Origin of the sequence: Faecalibacterium prausnitzii (genome assembly GCF_003287405.1) — a bacterium.
GTDB classification, from domain to species: Bacteria; Bacillota; Clostridia; order Oscillospirales; family Ruminococcaceae; genus Faecalibacterium; species Faecalibacterium intestinale.
Genome location: NZ_PRLD01000004.1, coordinates 95,056 through 111,802 on the forward strand (window position 1 = coordinate 95,056; position 16,747 = coordinate 111,802).

Annotated in this window: 16 protein-coding genes; 1 reads left to right on the top strand and 15 read right to left on the bottom strand. The window is 61.9% G+C overall.

What is annotated here, in order from left to right; translation table 11 throughout:
* Positions 1-193: 193 nt before the first annotated feature.
* Complete coding sequence (gene ade, locus C4N24_RS05465) at positions 194-1,933, top strand: adenine deaminase (protein ID WP_112090626.1); 1,740 nt, start codon at positions 194-196, stop codon at positions 1,931-1,933.
* 73 nt (positions 1,934-2,006) lie between these two features.
* Here the strand turns inward: ade and C4N24_RS05470 are convergent, their stop codons facing one another.
* The 15 genes from C4N24_RS05470 to C4N24_RS05540 form a co-directional block, all read right to left on the bottom strand.
* A complete protein-coding gene (locus tag C4N24_RS05470) occupies positions 2,007-3,056 on the bottom strand; it encodes a sulfate/molybdate ABC transporter ATP-binding protein (protein ID WP_112090627.1) in 1,050 nt (349 codons plus the stop codon).
* On the bottom strand, positions 3,053-3,724 hold the full coding sequence (gene modB, locus C4N24_RS05475) for a molybdate ABC transporter permease subunit (protein WP_112090628.1): 672 nt from the start codon (positions 3,722-3,724) through the stop codon (positions 3,053-3,055). The genes C4N24_RS05470 and modB overlap by 4 nt, the downstream gene beginning before the upstream one ends.
* Positions 3,725-3,734: 10 nt before the next feature.
* Positions 3,735-4,619 (bottom strand): molybdate ABC transporter substrate-binding protein, encoded by an 885-nt coding sequence (gene modA / locus C4N24_RS05480; RefSeq protein WP_112090629.1) that lies wholly within the window; start codon positions 4,617-4,619, stop codon positions 3,735-3,737.
* A 74-nt stretch (positions 4,620-4,693) separates the two neighbouring features.
* Positions 4,694-5,626 (bottom strand): MOSC domain-containing protein, encoded by a 933-nt coding sequence (locus C4N24_RS05485; protein WP_112090630.1) that lies wholly within the window; start codon positions 5,624-5,626, stop codon positions 4,694-4,696.
* A gap of 6 nt (positions 5,627-5,632) precedes the next feature.
* A complete protein-coding gene (moaA, locus tag C4N24_RS05490) occupies positions 5,633-6,610 on the bottom strand; it encodes a GTP 3',8-cyclase MoaA (RefSeq protein ID WP_112090631.1) in 978 nt (325 codons plus the stop codon).
* Complete coding sequence (gene moaC / locus C4N24_RS05495) at positions 6,603-7,100, bottom strand: cyclic pyranopterin monophosphate synthase MoaC (RefSeq protein ID WP_112090632.1); 498 nt, start codon at positions 7,098-7,100, stop codon at positions 6,603-6,605. The genes moaA and moaC overlap by 8 nt, the downstream gene beginning before the upstream one ends.
* A 197-nt stretch (positions 7,101-7,297) precedes the next feature.
* Positions 7,298-8,317, bottom strand: a complete 1,020-nt coding sequence (locus tag C4N24_RS05500; RefSeq protein ID WP_112090633.1) for a molybdopterin-binding protein — start codon at positions 8,315-8,317, stop codon at positions 7,298-7,300.
* A gap of 13 nt (positions 8,318-8,330) precedes the next feature.
* Positions 8,331-8,849 (bottom strand): molybdopterin-guanine dinucleotide biosynthesis protein B, encoded by a 519-nt coding sequence (mobB, locus tag C4N24_RS05505; protein WP_112090634.1) that lies wholly within the window; start codon positions 8,847-8,849, stop codon positions 8,331-8,333.
* Positions 8,839-10,077 (bottom strand): molybdopterin molybdotransferase MoeA, encoded by a 1,239-nt coding sequence (locus C4N24_RS05510; protein ID WP_112090635.1) that lies wholly within the window; start codon positions 10,075-10,077, stop codon positions 8,839-8,841. Before C4N24_RS05510 ends, mobB begins: the two co-directional genes overlap by 11 nt.
* A 442-nt stretch (positions 10,078-10,519) precedes the next feature.
* The gene (locus C4N24_RS05515; protein WP_112090636.1) at positions 10,520-11,437 is read right to left on the bottom strand and encodes a hypothetical protein; all 918 of its coding nucleotides are present in this window, start codon (positions 11,435-11,437) and stop codon (positions 10,520-10,522) included.
* 39 nt (positions 11,438-11,476) lie between these two features.
* A complete protein-coding gene (locus C4N24_RS05520) occupies positions 11,477-13,633 on the bottom strand; it encodes an aldehyde ferredoxin oxidoreductase N-terminal domain-containing protein (protein ID WP_112090637.1) in 2,157 nt (718 codons plus the stop codon).
* A gap of 12 nt (positions 13,634-13,645) precedes the next feature.
* Positions 13,646-14,290 carry a ferredoxin-like protein gene (locus tag C4N24_RS05525; RefSeq protein WP_055186098.1) on the bottom strand — a complete coding sequence of 215 codons (645 nt, stop codon included), beginning with the start codon at positions 14,288-14,290 and terminating at the stop codon, positions 13,646-13,648.
* Between the two features lie 22 nt (positions 14,291-14,312).
* Entirely contained in the window at positions 14,313-15,230 is a 918-nt protein-coding gene (locus tag C4N24_RS05530; protein WP_112090638.1) for an FMN-binding protein, read from the bottom strand.
* 179 nt (positions 15,231-15,409) lie between these two features.
* Complete coding sequence (locus C4N24_RS05535) at positions 15,410-16,180, bottom strand: formate dehydrogenase accessory sulfurtransferase FdhD (protein ID WP_112090639.1); 771 nt, start codon at positions 16,178-16,180, stop codon at positions 15,410-15,412.
* Between the two features lie 215 nt (positions 16,181-16,395).
* Entirely contained in the window at positions 16,396-16,743 is a 348-nt protein-coding gene (locus tag C4N24_RS05540) for a DUF1667 domain-containing protein (RefSeq protein ID WP_112090640.1), read from the bottom strand.
* Positions 16,744-16,747 lie beyond the last annotated feature (4 nt).

Sequence of the window (16,747 nt, forward strand, 5' to 3'; positions counted from 1 at the left end):
GCTTGCCCCAGAGCAAAAGCCTTCCCCCTTGGGGGAAGGTGGCATTGCGTCAGCAATGACGGATGAGGGGAAATTACCCGTAAGCTGCTGCTTACCTGCGCCCTCATCAGTCACCTTCGGTGACAGCTTCCCCCGACCGGGGGAAGCCTTCATATAGAAGCTTTTTACAGGAAAACAGGACAAGGGGGCCCTTATGAAAATGGAAACCTTGAAGCAGCAGATCCTGACAGCAAAGGGTGACGTGCGGGCAGAGCTGGTGCTGAAAAACGCCCGGGTCATCAACGTGTTCACAAACGAGATCGAGCAGGCTGACGTAGCCATCTGTCAGGGCATCATCCTTGGCGTGGGGCACTACACCGGCGAGACCGAGCTGGACTTGCAGGGCAAGTATGTCTGCCCGGGGCTTGTGGATGGGCACATCCACATTGAAAGCTCTATGCTCTGCGGCCCGGCCTTTGAACAGGCGGTGCTGCCCCACGGCACCACGGCGGTGGTCACTGACCCGCACGAGATCTCCAATGTGGCCGGTACGGCAGGGCTGGACTTTATGCTGGAGACCACAAAAGATCTGGCGCTTTCGGTCTACTTTATGCTGCCCTCCTGCGTGCCCGCCACTGGGCTGGACGAGTCCGGCGCGGTGCTGGAAGCAGAGCAGCTGCGCCCCTATTACCAGCAGCCCCGGGTGCTGGGTCTTGCTGAGCTGATGAACTCCTACGGCACAGTGCGCGCGGACGAAAAGATTTTGCAGAAGATCTGCGACTGCACCGCTGCGGGCAAAAAGATCGATGGGCACGCACCCTTCCTCAGCGGGGAGGAGCTGAACGCCTATGTCACTGCCGGGGTGCAGTCCGATCATGAATGCTCGGACGTCCGCGAAGCCATGGAAAAGCTGCGGCGCGGACAGTACATCATGGTGCGGGAAGGCACGGCAGCCCAGAATATGGACAGCCTGCTGCCCCTGTTCCGGGAGCCTTATTGCAGCCGCTGTATGCTGGTGACCGACGACAAGCACCCCGGAGACCTGTTGCAGGGCGGACACATCGATTATATCATCCGTAAGGCTATTGCCGCCGGGGTGGACCCGGTGGTGGCAGTGCGGATGGGCACCCTTGTTCCGTGCCAGTATTTCGGTCTTGCGCACAGCGGCGCGGTAGCTCCCGGCTATACCGCCGACCTGATCGTGCTGTCCGATCTGGAAAAGTTCACGGTGGAGCAGGTGTACAAAAAGGGCAAGCTGGTGGCGCAGCAGGGCAGAATGCTGCATCCCGCCGCCCTTGCGGTGGACAAAGCACGGTTTGCGCGGGTGTTCGATTCCTTCAATATGGACGAGATCACCCCGGAGCAATTGCAGCTGAAACAGACCGGCACCCAGCAGCGGGTGATCTGCCTGACTCCGCACGCCCTGCTGACTACCGAAAAGATCGTTCCGTTCTGTCAGCACCCGGGCACAGCGCCCGGCGTGGACGTGACGCAGCAGATCGTCAAGCTGGCGGTGTTCGAGCGGCATCACCGCTCCGGTCATGTGGGCTTGGGCTTTTTGGGCAACTACGGCCTGCAACGCGGCGCAGTGGCTTCCAGCATTGCGCACGACTCCCACAACCTCATCGTGGCGGGCACCAACGATGCCGACATGGTGCTGGCGGGCAACACGGTGCGCAAAAATAAAGGCGGCCTTGCCTTTGCGTTGAACGGACAGGTAGTGGGCGAGCTGCCGCTGCCGGTGGCAGGGCTTATGAGCACCGAGAGCGCCGAAGCCGTGGAGGAAAAGCTGCAAGCGCTCAAGGCAGCGCTGAAAGCCCACGGCATCTCGGAGGACATCGACGCCTTTATGACCCTTGCTTTCGTCAGCCTGCCGGTCATCCCGAAGCTGCGGCTGAACACCTACGGCATCGTGGATGTGGATGCCCAGCAGATCGTCCCGGCGGTGTTCTGAAAAAAGTAGAAGAATAAAATTCAATGCGCCGGACCTGCAGGTCTGGCGCATTGAATTTTAGATAAATATTTTTTCAGCCTTTCAGCGGCATGATGCTCTCCGGCGCGGCACACAGGTACTGCGGTGCGGCGGGCGCTGCCGAGGAAAGGCTTTTTTTGCTTACCTTCCACCACAGCTGCGCCGTGCCCTCCGGCGGGGTGCAGATGAGGTTCCAGTCAAAGGGGTTCTCACTGGTGGAAACGGCCTTTACCGGGATGGCGTTGGGCACATCGGCGGTGCAGGGCGTAAAGTCGTGGGCACGGATGCCCACAGCGGTGCAGCCCGCCGGGACGGGCAGCGCCAGCCGCAGGGTGGTGTTCCAGCCGTCCAGCCGGACGGTGTGGCTGTCCAGCGGGGTGCAGGGCAGAATGTTCTTGCAGCCGGTCAGCCGCGCGGCGGCAACACTCTGCGGGTCGGCAAAAACGGCCTTGGTGCTGCCGGTGCGCAGCACCTGTCCTTCGTTCAGAACGATCATCTCTTTGCACAGGCGGTAGGCCTCGTCCCGGTTGTGGGTCACCAGCAGGGCAGTGCCCGCAAAGTTTGCCAGCAGGCTGCCTACCTCGCCTTCTACCTCTTCCCGCAGATAGCTGTCCAATGCGCTGAAGGGCTCGTCCAGCATCAGAATGCGGGGCTTGCCCACCAGAATGCGCGCCAGCGCGGCGCGCTGCTGCTGTCCGCCGGAAAGCTGGGCGGGGTAGCGCTTGGCAAGCGGTTCCAGCCGCATGGCACGCAGCATTTCGGCGCAGGCAGCGCGGCGGGCGGCGGGGTCTTTTTCCGCCTTCAGGCCGCAAAGGACATTCTGCTCCACAGTCATGTTGGGGAACAGGGCGTAGTTCTGGAACAGCAGCCCCACGCCCCGCTGCTGCGGCGGCAGGTCGATGTGCTGCGCACTGTCAAACAGCACCCGCCCGTCCAGCACGATGCGTCCGCGGTCCGGCTTTACGATGCCTGCAATGCACCGCAATGTCATGCTTTTGCCGCAGCCGGAAGCTCCCAGCAAAGCGGTGGAGGTGTTGCCGGCGGTAAAGGCGGCGCGGAGGGTGAAGCCGTCCAGCTTTTTTTCAATGTTGATTTCAAGGCTCATTTCCGGGCACCCGCTTTCTGTTTTTTCTCCAGCAGGTTCACCGCCAGCAGCACCACCGCCGAAATGGCGATATCCACCAGCACCCACCGCATGGCACCCAGTTCATCGTTGGTGCGCCAGAGCTGGTAGACCGTGGTGGCGATGGTGGCGGTCTTGCCGGGGGTGTAGCCCGCGATCATGCTGGTAGCGCCGTATTCGCCCAGTGCCCGGGCAAAGGCCAGCACTGTGCCCGCCAGAATGCCCTGACGGCAGGCGGGCATCCGCACCCGCCAGAAGATCCATGTATCGGACTGTCCCAGCGTCTGCGCCGACCACGCCAGCGTTTCGTCAAAGCTTTCAAACGCGCCGCGCGCGGTGCGGTACATCAGCGGAAAAGCCACCACGATAGAAGCAAAGATGGCGCTGTACCAGTTCATGACCAGCTTTACCCTAAACTGCTGCATGAAAAAGATGCCCAGCGGCCGCTTTGCGCCGAAGAGCAGCAGCAGAAAGTAGCCCACCACCGTGGGCGGCAGCACCATAGGCAGGGTGAGCAGCACATCCAGCACACCCTTGACCACCCGGGGCAGACGAGCAATATAATAGGCCGCAAAAATGCCAAGAAAGAACACCGCCGCGCAGCTGATCAAAGCAATGCGCAGGCTGTTCCACAACGGATACCAGTCCATGTCTGCTCCTTTATACGGCGCTGAAGCCCACGCCCTCGAATACGGTCATGGCCTTGTCGGTCTGTAAGTAAGCCAAAAACTCCTTGGCAGCCTCAGCGTTGGGGGCAGCTTTCAGCACAGCGGCAGGATAGATGACCTGACCGCACATCTCCCTGGTGGCCTCATCCACGGGGGTCAGACCGGCGCTGTACGCATCGGTGCAGTAAACGACACCGGCATCCACGCTGCCTTCGGTGATCTGCGTGGTCACCTCCTTGACGTTGGAACCGTAGGTGATCACACCCGCAGCGGCCAGTGTGGCTTCGTCCAGCTGGTAGTAGGCAAGGATCTTCTGGGTGTACTGGCCCACAGGCACATCGCTGTTGCCCATGCAGAACAGGATATCCTGTGCCTTCAGGTGCTCGGCCAGTGCATCAAAGCTGTCAATGCCCTTGTCGCTGCCCTCCGGCACGCAGAGCACCACCTTGTTCTCCAGCAGGTCCACGCGGCTGTCGGCATCCACAAAGTCCAGCCCGTCCTTGTTCACATCGGCAGAAGCGGTGATGTCCAGCTGGTTCATCTGCTTCTGACCGGCAGAGATGAACAGATCGCAATCCGCGCCCTCCTGGATCTGGGTCTTGAGGGTGCCGGAGGAGTCGAAGTTAAAGCGGAAGGTCACCTCCGGGTGCTCTGCCGTGTAGCTCTCGCCGAGAGCATTGAGTGTCTCGGTGAGGGAGGCGGCGGCAAACACGATCAACTCCACGCTCTGGGCCGCTTCCGGGGAAGCGGCGACAGAGGAAGCCACAGACGATGCTGCGCTGGAAGCAGCACCGCCGCAGGCGGTGAGGGCAGCGGCTGCACCGGCCATACCGGCAGCGACCAGAAAACTCCGGCGGGAAATGCGATGGTCGTTCATCTCTGTTTTCTCCTTACTTCAAGTAAAAAATAGTATATTTCTACGCCCCGTAAAGGAAAACAGGGCAGGAAACCTTACTTGCGGGCGCACTCGCCGTCCAGACCTGCGGCGATGCGTACCCCGTGCTCCAGGCTGGGCAGGATGTACTCCAGATTCTCCTGCACTGCCTTGGGGCTGCCCGGCAGATTGACGATCAGGGTCTTGCCGCGCAGCACGCTGACGCCACGGCTCAGCATCCCGCGCGGGGTGATGCTCAGGCTGTGGTAGCGCATGGCTTCGGCAATGCCGGGTGCGTTGCGGTCGGCCACAGCGCAGGTGGCTTCCGGGGTGATGTCCCGGGGGGAGAAGCCGGTGCCACCGGTGGTGAGCACAAGGTTCACCTGACGGCCGTCTGCCATGCGGATGAGCTGCGCTTTCAGCGCCTTGGCTTCGTCCGGCAGGATCATGGTCTCCTCCACCACATAGCCTGCGGCGGTGAGCATTTGGGCAATCAGCGGGCCGCTTTTATCCTCCCGCTCGCCGCGGCTGCCCTTATCCGAAAGGGTGATAACGGCAGCGCGCAGGGGCGGGTTTTCCAGTGCGGGCAGCAGGGTCACCTCGTCCCCCACATGGATCTCGCCGCCGGTGAGCACCCGGGCGAACACGCCCTCGTGGGGCATGATGCACTCGCCGGTCTGCTGCTTGATGACGCAGTCGTTGTGGCACTCTTTGCCGATCTGGGTCATTTCCAGCACCACGTCCCCGATGGCGAACCGGCTTGTCACCGGCAGATTGCGGAAATCGAAGCCCTCGATGACCAGATTTTCGCCGAAGGCACCGTAGTCCACCCAGATCTTCTTGCGGAACGCCTCGATCTTTTCGGCGCTGAGCATACTGACCTGACGGTGCCAGTTGCCGCCGTGGGCGTCCTCCACAATGCCCCATTCCGGGGTCAAAACGGCGCTGGGCACCTCAGTTTTTACGGTGCCCCGCTTGGGGCTGGTACAGATTGCCAGAAGCTTACCCATAGTTATTTATCCTCCAATGCGATACATCCCGCGGGTAGCGGGCATGGAACTGTCGTTAAAATGGTGTTCCCGGGGCTTTGCCCAGATGGTCTCCCGGATGGCGGCCAGCAGCTGTGCGTCGTCCGCGCCGCTGCGCAGCAGGGCGCGCAGGTCGCAGCCGGTCTCGCTGGCAAGGCAGGGGCGCAAAAAGCCCTGACTTGTCAGCCGCACCCGGTTGCAGGAAGCACAGAACTTGCCGTGCACCGCTGCAATAAAGCCGATGCTGCCCTGCCAGCCCGGCACGGTGTAGTACACCGCCGGGCCGTCACCCAAGGCGTGCTCCTGCGCAGCAGAAAGGGGCGCAAGCTCCGGCCAGCGCCGGGCAAACCGCGCCCGCAGTTCCGGGCCGGAGATGCAGGGCATGGAAGCGCCGTAGCCGATGGGCATCATCTCAATGAACCGCACCTGCATGGCGTTGTCCTTTGCCAGAGCGGCGAGCTGTTCCAGCTCGCCCTCGTTGACGCCCGCCTGCGGCACGCAGTTCAGCTTGACGGGCAGACCACTTTGCAGCGCCGCCTGCAAGCCCGCCTGCACGGCGGCAAAATCGTCCCGGGCAGTGATCTGCCGGAACACCTCCGGGCGCAGAGTGTCCAGACTGATGTTCACGCTGTCCAGCCCGGCGTCCAGCAGGGCGGGCAGCTGCTCTGCCAGCAGCACCGCGTTGGTGGTCAGGGTGACCCGGCGGATGCCCGGAGTCTCTTTAAGCCCTGCAACCAGCTGCGCCACATTCTTGCGCACCAGCGGCTCGCCGCCGGTCACTCGCACGGTGTCAATGCCGCACCGGGCAAACAGCGCAGCCAAGCGCAGAAACTCCTCGTAAGTCAGCACGGCTTCCCGCTCCAGCTTTTCCACGCCGTCCGGCATACAGTAGCGGCAGCGCAGGTTGCACAGGTCGGTCACCGACAGGCGCAGATAATGAATCTCGCGCTGGTAACGATCAAACATAGCCGCCCTCCGCCCGGATGTAGTGGCCGCTTTTGCCGCCGGTCTTTTCCACCAGATGGATCTCGCCCAGCTCCATGCCCTTATCCACGGCCTTGCACATATCGTAGATGGTCAGCAGTGCGGTGGAAACGCCGGTCAGCGCTTCCATCTCCACGCCGGTCACGCCGCTGGTTTTTACGGTGCAAAGGGCTTCCACGGCCTGCTGCTCGGGCAGCAGACGGAACTCGATGCCTACCTTGGTCAGGGGCAGCGGATGGCACAGGGGGATCAGCTCGCTGGTGCGCTTGGTGGCCATAATGCCCGCAATGCGCGCCACGCCCAGCACATCGCCTTTTTTCACAGTGCCGCTCTGCACTGCGGCAAAGGCTTCGGCGTTCATGGTAATAATGCCGTGGGCAATGGCTTCCCGGGCGGTGACGGGCTTTGCGCTCACGTCCACCATCACGGCATTCCCGGCGGCATCAAAATGTGTCAGATTATTATCATTCATAAAGATCGTATCTTTCTTATTTTAAAATGAATCAAATTTGCAAACGTCCTCGCCCTCTCAGGCTCATTTCATTCGCCAGCTCCCCCAAAGTGGGAGCCCTTGGCAGTCCACGCAAACTTCATCTCTTTGCCAAGGCCTCTCCCTTTGGGAGAGGTGGCACGGCGTAGGCCGTGACGGAGAGGGCGAGCAAGCTGCCCTTAGCAGTGCCCAAAGCCGCAGTTCGGCCAGTGGCACACTTCGCAGTTCAGGCACAAGCCGCCTTCGCCCAAGCGGGCGATATCCTCGGCGGTGATGGGGTCATCTGCCAGCAGGCGGGGCAGCAGCAGGTCAAAAATGGTGCGCTTGGCGTACATCACGCAGCCGGGCAGGCCGCACACCGGCACACCGCCCAGATAGCTGACGAGGAACATGGCTCCCGGCAGCACCGGTGCACCATAGGTGATGATATCGGCGCCGGTGTTCTTGATGGCAAGCGGGGTGCGGTCGTCGGGGTCCACGCTCATGCCGCCGGTGGTAAAGATCAGCTCACACCCTGCGGCCTTGGCTTCCAGAATGGCGGCGGTGATCCCGGCGGGGTCGTCATCGCAGACCTTGTGGAAAACCATCTCGCAGCCGTAGACGGCCAGCTTGCTTTGCAGGATGGGGGTAAATTTATCCTCGATGCGTCCCTTGAACACCTCGCTGCCGGTGGTGATGATGCCCACCTTTTTGGCCTGCATGGGCAGCACGTTCAGGATAGGCTCTGCCCCGGCAGCGGCCTGCATGGCGTCCATCTTCTCCTGCTCGATGACCAGCGGGATGATGCGGGTACCGGCAAGCTTCTGACCCTTTTTCACCGGCAGGTCGCCGTGGATGGTGGCGATCATCATCTGCGGGGTGCTGTTCACAGCCAGAAGCGCCCTGCGGTTGATCTTTAGCAGCCCATCGCAGTCTGCGATCAGCTCGATCTTGCCTTCTTTCGGCGCAGTGCCGTGGATATTTTTGCCCGCAGCGGCCTTGTACAGCAGGGCGGCTGCTTCGTCCTCGTGGAGGATGCCGGGGTGCTTTTCCCAGACGTAGAGGTTCTCCTTGCCGATGGAAAGCAGCACGGGAATATCCTCGGGCTGGATGACGTGCCCCTTGCGGAAGCGGGCATCCTTGTACTCGCCCGGGATGATCTGGGTGATATCATGGCAGAGCACCTGCCCTGCGGCGTCAACAGTACGGATCAGTTTCATGATGGCATTCTCCTTACAGCGCGGGCATCTGGGCTTCGATCCAGTCTGCCAGTGCCGGAATATCGTTCAGGTCAAAATCTGCGCCGGGAATATCCCCCACCACCGCCAGCGGCTGGAAGGAGACGGGCGCATCCGAAATGGCGCTGCGCACCACCTCGATCTTCGGCCAGCCGCTGGACTTGAACCCCTCCAGCAGCACAAGGTCGTAGCCGTGACGCTCGAACAGGGCAAGCAGATCCTGCTCGGTCAGGCGGAATTCCTCGGTCAGCAGGTAGCGCGTGCCGGAGTAGACCGCCACGCCCTCGGCACCTGCTTCCCGCAGACGGTAACTGTCGGTGCCGGGCACATCCGGGGTAAAATCGTGGCCGTCGTGCTTGATAACGCCCACCTTCAGTCCACGGCTGCGCAGCACGGGCAGCAGCTTTTCCAGCAGGGTGGTCTTACCGCTGTTGTGCACCCCGCTGACCGCCAGCACCGCCGGGCGCTTGAGCGCCTGTGTTTCGGCCAGCGCCTGTTTTTGTTCACTGTACAAAGCAAAGCACCTCCACTTCTGTACCGGGTTCTACCGGCCCGCTGCCGGCAGGGATCTCCACCAGACAGTTGCAGCCCATCATGGCGGACAGCGCACCGGAGGAGTGCACCTCGGCGTTGCCCGCGCCGGGCAGCGTTACCTTGCCGCCGCAGGCAGTCGCCCGCAGATAGCGGTTGCCCTTGCTGGGTTTAGAAAAGCCATTGGTCAGAGTGCAGACGGTGCGGGCGGGGATGCAGCTCTCCTCCCGCCGTCCGGCAGCGCGCAGCAGCGCAGGGATGGCGTACTGCTCCAGCGTGGCAGCGGCGGCAAAGGGGTTGCCGGACAGGCAGAACACCAGCTTACCGTTAAGTGTAGCCGCCAGCATGGGGCTGCCGGGTTTCTGGGCTACGCCCTCCACCAGCAGCTGTGCACCCAGCTTTTCCAGCACAAGGGGCAGATAATCCTTCTGCCCTACGGAGACACCGCCGCTGGTGATGACAGCATCGCAGCGGGTCAGCAGCTCCTGCATTTTGCCGGTGATGACCTCCGGGTCATCGGAGCACTGCTGCCGCTCCACGGCAAAGCCCAGCTGACGCAGCCGGGCGGCATTCTGGATGCCGTTGGCATCGTAAATTTTACCGGGTGCCCACGGTGCGCCGGGTTCCAGCAGCTCGCTGCCGGTGGAAAGGATGCCTACGGTCAGCGGGCGGCAGACGGTTACCTCGGCGTAGCCCTGCCCGGCCAGCACGCCCAGATGGGCGGGGGTGAGCACCGTCCCGGCGGGCGCAATGACCGCGCCTGCGGCCACATCCTCGCCCCGGAACACCACGTTTTGCAGGGGCTTTACGGCGGCATAAAGCTGCACGGTCTCTTCGCCGCTGTCGGTCAGCTCCTGCATCAGGACGCAGTCCGCGCCCTCCGGCAGGGGTGCGCCGGTCATGATGCGGGTAGCGCACCCTGCGGGCAGCGCCGCAGCCGGGGCATCGCCCGCGTAAAGCTTCATCACCACCGGCAGGGTGACCGGGTTCTCCCGGCTTGCACCGGCGGTATCCGCACTGTGCAGGGCGTAGCCGTCCAGCGGGCTGCGGTCAAAGGGGGGCTGGTCCATCCGGGCGCAAATGTCACTGGCGGCAATGCGCCCGCAGGCGGCTTCCAGCGGGATGGTCTCCGGGGACGGATAAGGCAGAAGCGCTGCCGCGTCCAGCACGCTGCGCAGCGCCTGAACGGGGGAGCAGAAAGGCTGATTCATTATAACTTCCTCCATAGACCCGCCGCTCTCCCCTTCTGCTATGGCTCAGACGGGGACACCGGCAGGGGTATTCTTTTTTCAAAAAGGCAGGTGAAAAAGAAGCGGAGACGTCTTGACTGGAAAATCAAAACGCCTCCGCAGAATATCCCCACAAAACCGGCAGCGGCAGTTTGCAGTCTGCTACGCCGGTGGCAGCCTTTGGCTATGCGCCGCCCTTGCAGTGGCAGCACACAGCCAAAAAGCACCTGTGAAGATGGGAGGAGTTCTTTTTTTCAAATTGCAGCGTTTCTTCTGCGGGAAGGCGGTGGGGTTTCCCCCGCCACCCTTGAATGCCGGCTTATGCAGCCCTTAGCATTGCGGCGCGGTGCCCTGCTCTTTGTGGGAGTTTAGACACCTTTGCTCAAAGAAGCTCTTATACCCTGATTCAATTGTAGTTTATGGTTTAATCGCAGAAATCGTCCACGTCGCTGATAGCCTTGGCGTAGCGGCGGGTGAGGTGCTTGGTGGAAAAGAGGAACCGCTCGTTCTGGTTGTTGGTCAGCTCCTCGATATCGGCATACTCCGGGTTCTCCTGCATGGCCTTCCAAGTCTGCTCGATGACCTCCGGCGCAAGGCCGTAGGGAGAGCGCTGGAAGTACTTGAGCGGAGTGGCGCTGGGGTAGATGCGGGCGTTGAACCGCACCATCTCAGCAAACATCACACACAGATCCTTGTCCTCGATGAGCTGCGCGATCATGGCATAGTTATCGCTCATGTTGGCGTTGGAGTAGTAGTAGGTGTCCTTTGCGCCCGCGCGGGTGACGATATCGGTGCACTGGGGGTCTGCGGGCATCTGCGCCAGCAGCTCGTCGGCGTTTTCCACTTCCTCCAGCAGCAAAGCGTGGGGGGTAATCAGCGCAGCCGCAGAGCGGGCACGGATGTAACCAGCCAGCTCCTGTGCAGGGGTCAGCTCCGGCAGCTCCGGGGCGGTCTTGGTGGGCTGATCCGCAAAGGGATCGTTTTCCGCCTCCGGCTCACTTGCCAGAAAATCCAGCAGCTCCGGCTTCGCAGCATCGGGCTGCGCGGCTTCGGCGGCTTCGGGTGCGGCCTCGGCGGCCTGCTTTGCGGCAAGCTCGGCGGTCTCCCGCTCCACTGCGGCGATCACGTCCTCGCCAGTCTTGGCGGCGCTGCCGTCAAAGGTGCTGCCGGTCTCCTTCAGGCGGCGGGCAGTCTCGCTTGCGGCGTCGATGTCGAACACCTCTGCCTTGGGCTTTTTCTTGGCGGCCAGTTCTGCCTTTTGCAGCTCCAGAACGGCCTGTTCCGGGTCTACGCTGCCATCCACCGTGGTGGTGTAGCCGGGTTTACGTCTGCCAAACAACATGACGGTCTTTCCTCTTTCTATGGGATTTATCTGTTGGATTTATTCAGCTGCTGCGGTGTTCTGGGCGTAGATGCCGCGCTTTTCCAGATCATCGGCCATGTCAGCCAGATCATACTTCTCCAGCGTCTCGCGGGTGGGCACACCGGTGGTGCGGTCCCAGCCGAAGATGTCGTAGAACAGATCCTTTGCCTTCTCCATGTCGGCGCGGTCCAGCTTGGTGGTGCCTTCCTCAAATGCCTTGAAGTCGGGGTCCTTATCAAACACCCAATCGCAGATGGCGTCGTGCTCCTGACGCAGGTTTGCGCTGCCGCAGTTCTGCTGGAAGCTGATGGCGGTCATCGCGCGCAGCATCTGGGTGATGCGGGCACCGTCCTCCTGCAGACCGGCCTGGGTATAGGTCTCGCCGGTAACAGCAGTCATAAAGTCTGCCTGCAGGTCCAGATCGCCGTGGTAGTCGCGCTCCTTGGAGGGAGACTGGGTCATGGGCCACATCCAGTTGCACAGGGTAGCGGAGTCGTGGAAGTTCTTATCGTTGACGCAGTAGGCAGCTAGCTTTGCCTTGTTCTCGTTGATGGGAGTGTAGGCCTTGGCCTTATCATAGCAGCCCTCGCCGAAGAAGTCCTCCATGACCTTCTTGGTCACTTCATAGGGAGCGCCGGAACCGGTCTCGCAGACGATCTCGTGGATCATGCAGTCACGGTTGTAGACGAGGTTGTACAGCATACCAACCTGCCATGCCTCAGCAGGGCCGTGGTGGTTGGGGAAGCCGTTGTAGATCAGGTTGGAGTTGGTAGCGCCATCGTCGCGGTCCAGCCAGCTCTTGGGCAGGCCGAACTTCTCCATCATGGCCAGCGTGCCCTTGGCGATGACGGACAGGTCGCCCTCGCCGTAAGCCATGCGGCGGATCAGCTCGACCTCCCAGCGGGGATCGCCGGCCTTCTCCCACTCCCAGGGCAGAGAGTCGTACTCGGCCTCGCTGATGTACTTGGTGGCTTCCTCGCGGGGCATCCGCAGGATCCACAGCAGGTCGCGGTTCAGGTTGCCGTAGTTGTCCCACAGACCCATGTCGTCCACAGCATGAGACCATGCCAGATTGATGACCATGGTGCCGTCGCCCTCGTACTTGAAGTCGTGCACGCCATCCGGGTAGACGCGGGTGCCGTACAGCACGGGCATACAGGTGTTGGAGTTGTGGGTGGGCAGATCGTAATCTGCCAGCGGATCCACATCGTATTCGGTGTAGCAGCGGATGGGGCAGGAGGAGCAGCCGCCGTTCTTCACGGTGTACTCGGCAGCGGGAGCGCCGAAGTCAAAGTAGCCCTTGAAGCAGCGCAGAGCCACCTTGTTGATATCGTTGTAGGGCTGCTCGCCGGTATCCACGGGGCCGCCGGGAGCCTTCTTCCACATACGGCCGGGGGCGCCGGACCAGCGGTTCTTGCCGGAGGTGGCGCTGTACTCTGCCCAGCTCTGAGGCTGTGCGGGCACGTTGTGGTTGTTGTTGCCGCCGATCAGGTTGCCCATCATGTAGTTGGAGAGCTCCAGCACCTTCTTGGGGTCAGCGACCTTGACACTGCCGGTGCCGCGGATAGCCAGACCCTTCAGCTTCTTGTTGCCCATGGCAGCGCCCAGACCGGCGCCGCCGGAGTTGCCAAAGCTGGTGTTCAGGGTGGAGTAGTCCACCAGATTCTCACCGGCGGGGCCGATGGAAGCGGTCTCGAACTCGCGGCCGTTCTGCTCTACCATCCACTTGTTGGCAGCAAAGGTGCCCTTGCCCCAGATCTCGGTTGCGTCCTCCAGAGAGACCTCGCCGTCCTCGATGCGCAGGTAAACGGGCTTTTCGGAGATGCCGCTGACAACGATGCCGTCGTAACCGGCATACTTCAGCATGGAGCCGATGTGGCCGCCCATGTGAGCGTCGATGATGGAGTGACCCTTGGACCAGGTGGAGCGGAAGGTCACGTTCATACGGCCGGAGCAGGGCACGCCTGCGCCGGTCAGGGGGCCGACACCGAAGATGACCAGAGCCTTCTCGTCATAGGGGTCCAGCTCCATAGGAGCTTCCTCATACATAATGCGGTAGGCCATGCCCATACCGCCAATATACTTATGGTACTTTTCGTCATCCTGCGTGGTGATCTCGCCGGTGGTCAGGTTGACGCGCAGGATCTTGCCTGCCCAGCCATAACTTTCAGCCATTGTAGTTCCTCCTTACAGATCCAAGTATGCAGCCTGTGCTGCGCTGGTAACGGCATCCCAATCCACGATGGACAGAGCGCCGGACGGGCAGCCTGCCACGCAGGCACCGCAGGCGATGCACTTGGAGGACTTGCCGGTCTCGGGGTTGACGGTGGGCATATGCCACGGGCAGGCATCATGGCAGGCACCGCAGCCGATGCACTTGTCGGTATCCACTACGCGGATGCCGCGGTCGTCGGTGGTGATAGCCTTCTGCGGGCAGGCGTTGCCGCAGGCGGGGTCCTCGCACTGGCGGCAGGTGTCCGGGAAGTAGACAAAGCAGTTATCGGTGCCGGACAGCAGGCCGTTGCCGGCACCGTCCAGATTCAGGCGGCGCTGGATCTTGACGCGGCTGATGTAAGAGGAGCACACGCCGTCGTTGGTCAGGGTGCAGTTGATCTCGCAGCGCTGGCAGCCGGTGCACAGGTCTGCGTTGACCACCAGCAGACCCTGCGGCAGTGCCCAGGTGGCCACTGCGCCGGAATCCACCTGCTGCTGAGAGCAGCCGAACAGGGACAGCATGGAAGCGGACAGGGTGAGCCCTGCAAGGCTCTTGCCCGAGATCTTCATGAATTGACGGCGGGTCATGTCAGCCGTCAGGAAATCAGTTTTTGCCATAGGTTCCATTCCTCCGTTGAGGTCACTCTGCGCAGAGCACCCCGGTCACATAGAAATACGAGTTGTTGACGATGGTCGTCACAGCCGAAGAGGTGATGGTCGCGCTGGAAAGGGCATCCACCTCGGTCAGGTCTGCGCTGACGGCACCGGACGCATTGCCGGCGGTGATCAGGCTGGCCTGCTCCAGACGCACCTTGGACTGCTCTTCTGCCGAGAGATCCGCAAAGGGGATCGCCATCGGCTCGCCGTCCAGTGCGCTCTTGCTGAGCATGGCTGCGTACAGCTTGCGCCGTGCCACGGCCTCTGCGCTGGAATCCAGCGGCGGAGCCAGTTCATCGTCCAAGGGTTCTCCATTCAGTGCCGAGAGGGTAAGCCCCGCAGCATACATCTTGCGGGTCGCCTCGGCCTCGGGAGAGGTATCGAAGGTGCGCCACTGTGCGGGGTCAAAATCCCCGGCAGCAGCGGGCTGCTCCTCCGCCGCACCGGCAGCGGCATAGGCGGCACCGGTAACGGGGTCCGTTACGGTGTAGCTTTTGCCCGCCAGCGTGAAGGGGGCTGCGCCTTGATACTGGGACGTGAACTCCGGATTGACGCACTGACCGCCAAGGCTTTCCGTTTCGTCCTGAGAGAGGATCTCTACTGCGGAAACATTGCCCTCGGCGTCAATGGTCACGGCAGCCTGTACATCGCTCTGGAAGCCCTTCTGAGAGCCCTCCACGCGGTAGCTGCCATCGTCGAGCTGATACACTGCGCTGATGCCGTAGGCGGCTGCATCCGCCTCCGACACCGGCAGCAGCGTACCGGCAACCGTGGTGCGTGCGCTTTGCAAGGTGGTCAGACCGACCGCCAAGGCGATGGTCGCAACGCCCATGGCTGCATAGCCCGGCAGCCGCTTGCGCCACAGCGGTACGGGCGCAAACGGGTTGGTTGCCTGCTTCATGTTATCACCTGCCTGTTTTTTATTTTTGCCGGGTAACCCCGGACAACAATTGAGGCCGCTCTGGCTGCTGCAACAGCGGAGCGGTCTCTTCGATAATATATTAACATGGGGGCGCAAAGGATGTCAACAGAAACGGACAGCCTTTTCCGATTTGTAACTATTGTTTTTGTAATCTTTGCTTAAACTTTAGGGATTTTGCGTCCGCACACCAGCTGCAGGCCGTATTCCGCCGCAAGCTCTGCGGATTGCACGGTGGGCATACTTTTGCTTACCAGCACCGGCACCCCCGCGCGGATGGCCTTGCGCACCATATCCAGCGGCACCCGGCCGCTGGTGTACAGCACACATTCTGCCAGCGGCAGCCCCGCCAGCACCGCGCAGCCCACCGCCTTATCCAGCGCGTTGTGCCGCCCCAGATCCTCGCAGGCAAAAACAATTTCTCCTTTGTGCAGCACAAAGCAGCTGTGCACCGCCCGGGTGGCGCGGTACAGCGGCAGTCCGGCGTGCATGGCGGCGGTCAGGGTCTGCACCCATTCCGGCTGTAGTGCCAGCCCGGGCACAGGGCGCAGGGGCTGCAGCTCCACCGGACTGCCCAGCGCGATATTATCGGTGCAGCAGCTGGCAACTTCCTGCGCGGCGGCGCGGCGGGTGGGCAGCGGGTGGCGCAGATATACCTGCACCTTTGCACCCTCGGCGCAGACGGCAATCTGCTCCACCTCGTCTGCAGATGCGATCCACCCTTCGGTGAGCAGCCGCCCCAAGGCCAGCTGCGGCAGCAGCGCCGGGGTGCATACCACCCGGAAAGCGGGCTGCTCGTTTACATAAATAGCGGCGGCGTGCTCTGCCGGTACGGCGGCTTCGGTGCCGTCCGGCAGGCGCAGGCTGGCAAAGGCCGCCTGTGCGCCAAAGCGGTCAGTGATCTGCAAAGGGGTCGTGCTGTGTATTTTCATAAAGTTACCTTATATTATAAATGCAATGCTGTGTGGCAAACGGACAGTACCAACATACCGGTTCGGCGGCAAAAAGTCAAGAGCAGCTTGCGCTGCGATGGGAGACGGGACGACCCGGAAGGGGGCTTGCTGCACCTGTGTTTTGCACCGCCAACGCAAAGCAGCCACCGCACGGCAAGGTGCAGCGGCTGCTTTGACTTTGTGCAGAAAGGCCTTTATGCCATATCGCGGCAGGTCACAATGTCTGCCCCGGTGTCGCAGACGTTGTGCAGCACCACATCACCCACATGGATGGGCGCGTGCAGCACCACGCTGTCCAGCGCGGCGACAACCTCGGCCATCTGTCCCTTGGGCACGGGCTTGGAGGTCTTGACCGGGCAGCGGGAGTGCAGGCAGCCCTCGGCGCGCACGGTGCTGGTAATGATGCGGGTGGGGTGGGTCAGCTCTTCCTTGCCGTAGGCGATGCCGTTGGGGCAGCCGTTGCCGGTCACTTTATAGCCGTTGGCCTCATCCACCTGCAGATGGCAGCCCTGCGGGCAGCAGGTGCAAATTACTTCCTTCATATCG

Coding starts and splice junctions, on each gene's coding strand:
- ade (WP_112090626.1), top strand. CDS start 194: ATGAAAATGGAAACCTTGAAGCAGCAGATCCTGACAGCAAAGGGTGAC.
- C4N24_RS05470 (WP_112090627.1), bottom strand. CDS start 3,056: ATGAGCCTTGAAATCAACATTGAAAAAAAGCTGGACGGCTTCACCCTC.
- modB (WP_112090628.1), bottom strand. CDS start 3,724: ATGGACTGGTATCCGTTGTGGAACAGCCTGCGCATTGCTTTGATCAGC.
- modA (WP_112090629.1), bottom strand. CDS start 4,619: ATGAACGACCATCGCATTTCCCGCCGGAGTTTTCTGGTCGCTGCCGGT.
- C4N24_RS05485 (WP_112090630.1), bottom strand. CDS start 5,626: ATGGGTAAGCTTCTGGCAATCTGTACCAGCCCCAAGCGGGGCACCGTA.
- moaA (WP_112090631.1), bottom strand. CDS start 6,610: ATGTTTGATCGTTACCAGCGCGAGATTCATTATCTGCGCCTGTCGGTG.
- moaC (WP_112090632.1), bottom strand. CDS start 7,100: ATGAATGATAATAATCTGACACATTTTGATGCCGCCGGGAATGCCGTG.
- C4N24_RS05500 (WP_112090633.1), bottom strand. CDS start 8,317: ATGAAACTGATCCGTACTGTTGACGCCGCAGGGCAGGTGCTCTGCCAT.
- C4N24_RS05510 (WP_112090635.1), bottom strand. CDS start 10,077: ATGAATCAGCCTTTCTGCTCCCCCGTTCAGGCGCTGCGCAGCGTGCTG.
- C4N24_RS05515 (WP_112090636.1), bottom strand. CDS start 11,437: ATGTTGTTTGGCAGACGTAAACCCGGCTACACCACCACGGTGGATGGC.
- C4N24_RS05520 (WP_112090637.1), bottom strand. CDS start 13,633: ATGGCTGAAAGTTATGGCTGGGCAGGCAAGATCCTGCGCGTCAACCTG.
- C4N24_RS05525 (WP_055186098.1), bottom strand. CDS start 14,290: ATGGCAAAAACTGATTTCCTGACGGCTGACATGACCCGCCGTCAATTC.
- C4N24_RS05530 (WP_112090638.1), bottom strand. CDS start 15,230: ATGAAGCAGGCAACCAACCCGTTTGCGCCCGTACCGCTGTGGCGCAAG.
- C4N24_RS05535 (WP_112090639.1), bottom strand. CDS start 16,180: ATGAAAATACACAGCACGACCCCTTTGCAGATCACTGACCGCTTTGGC.
- C4N24_RS05540 (WP_112090640.1), bottom strand. CDS start 16,743: ATGAAGGAAGTAATTTGCACCTGCTGCCCGCAGGGCTGCCATCTGCAG.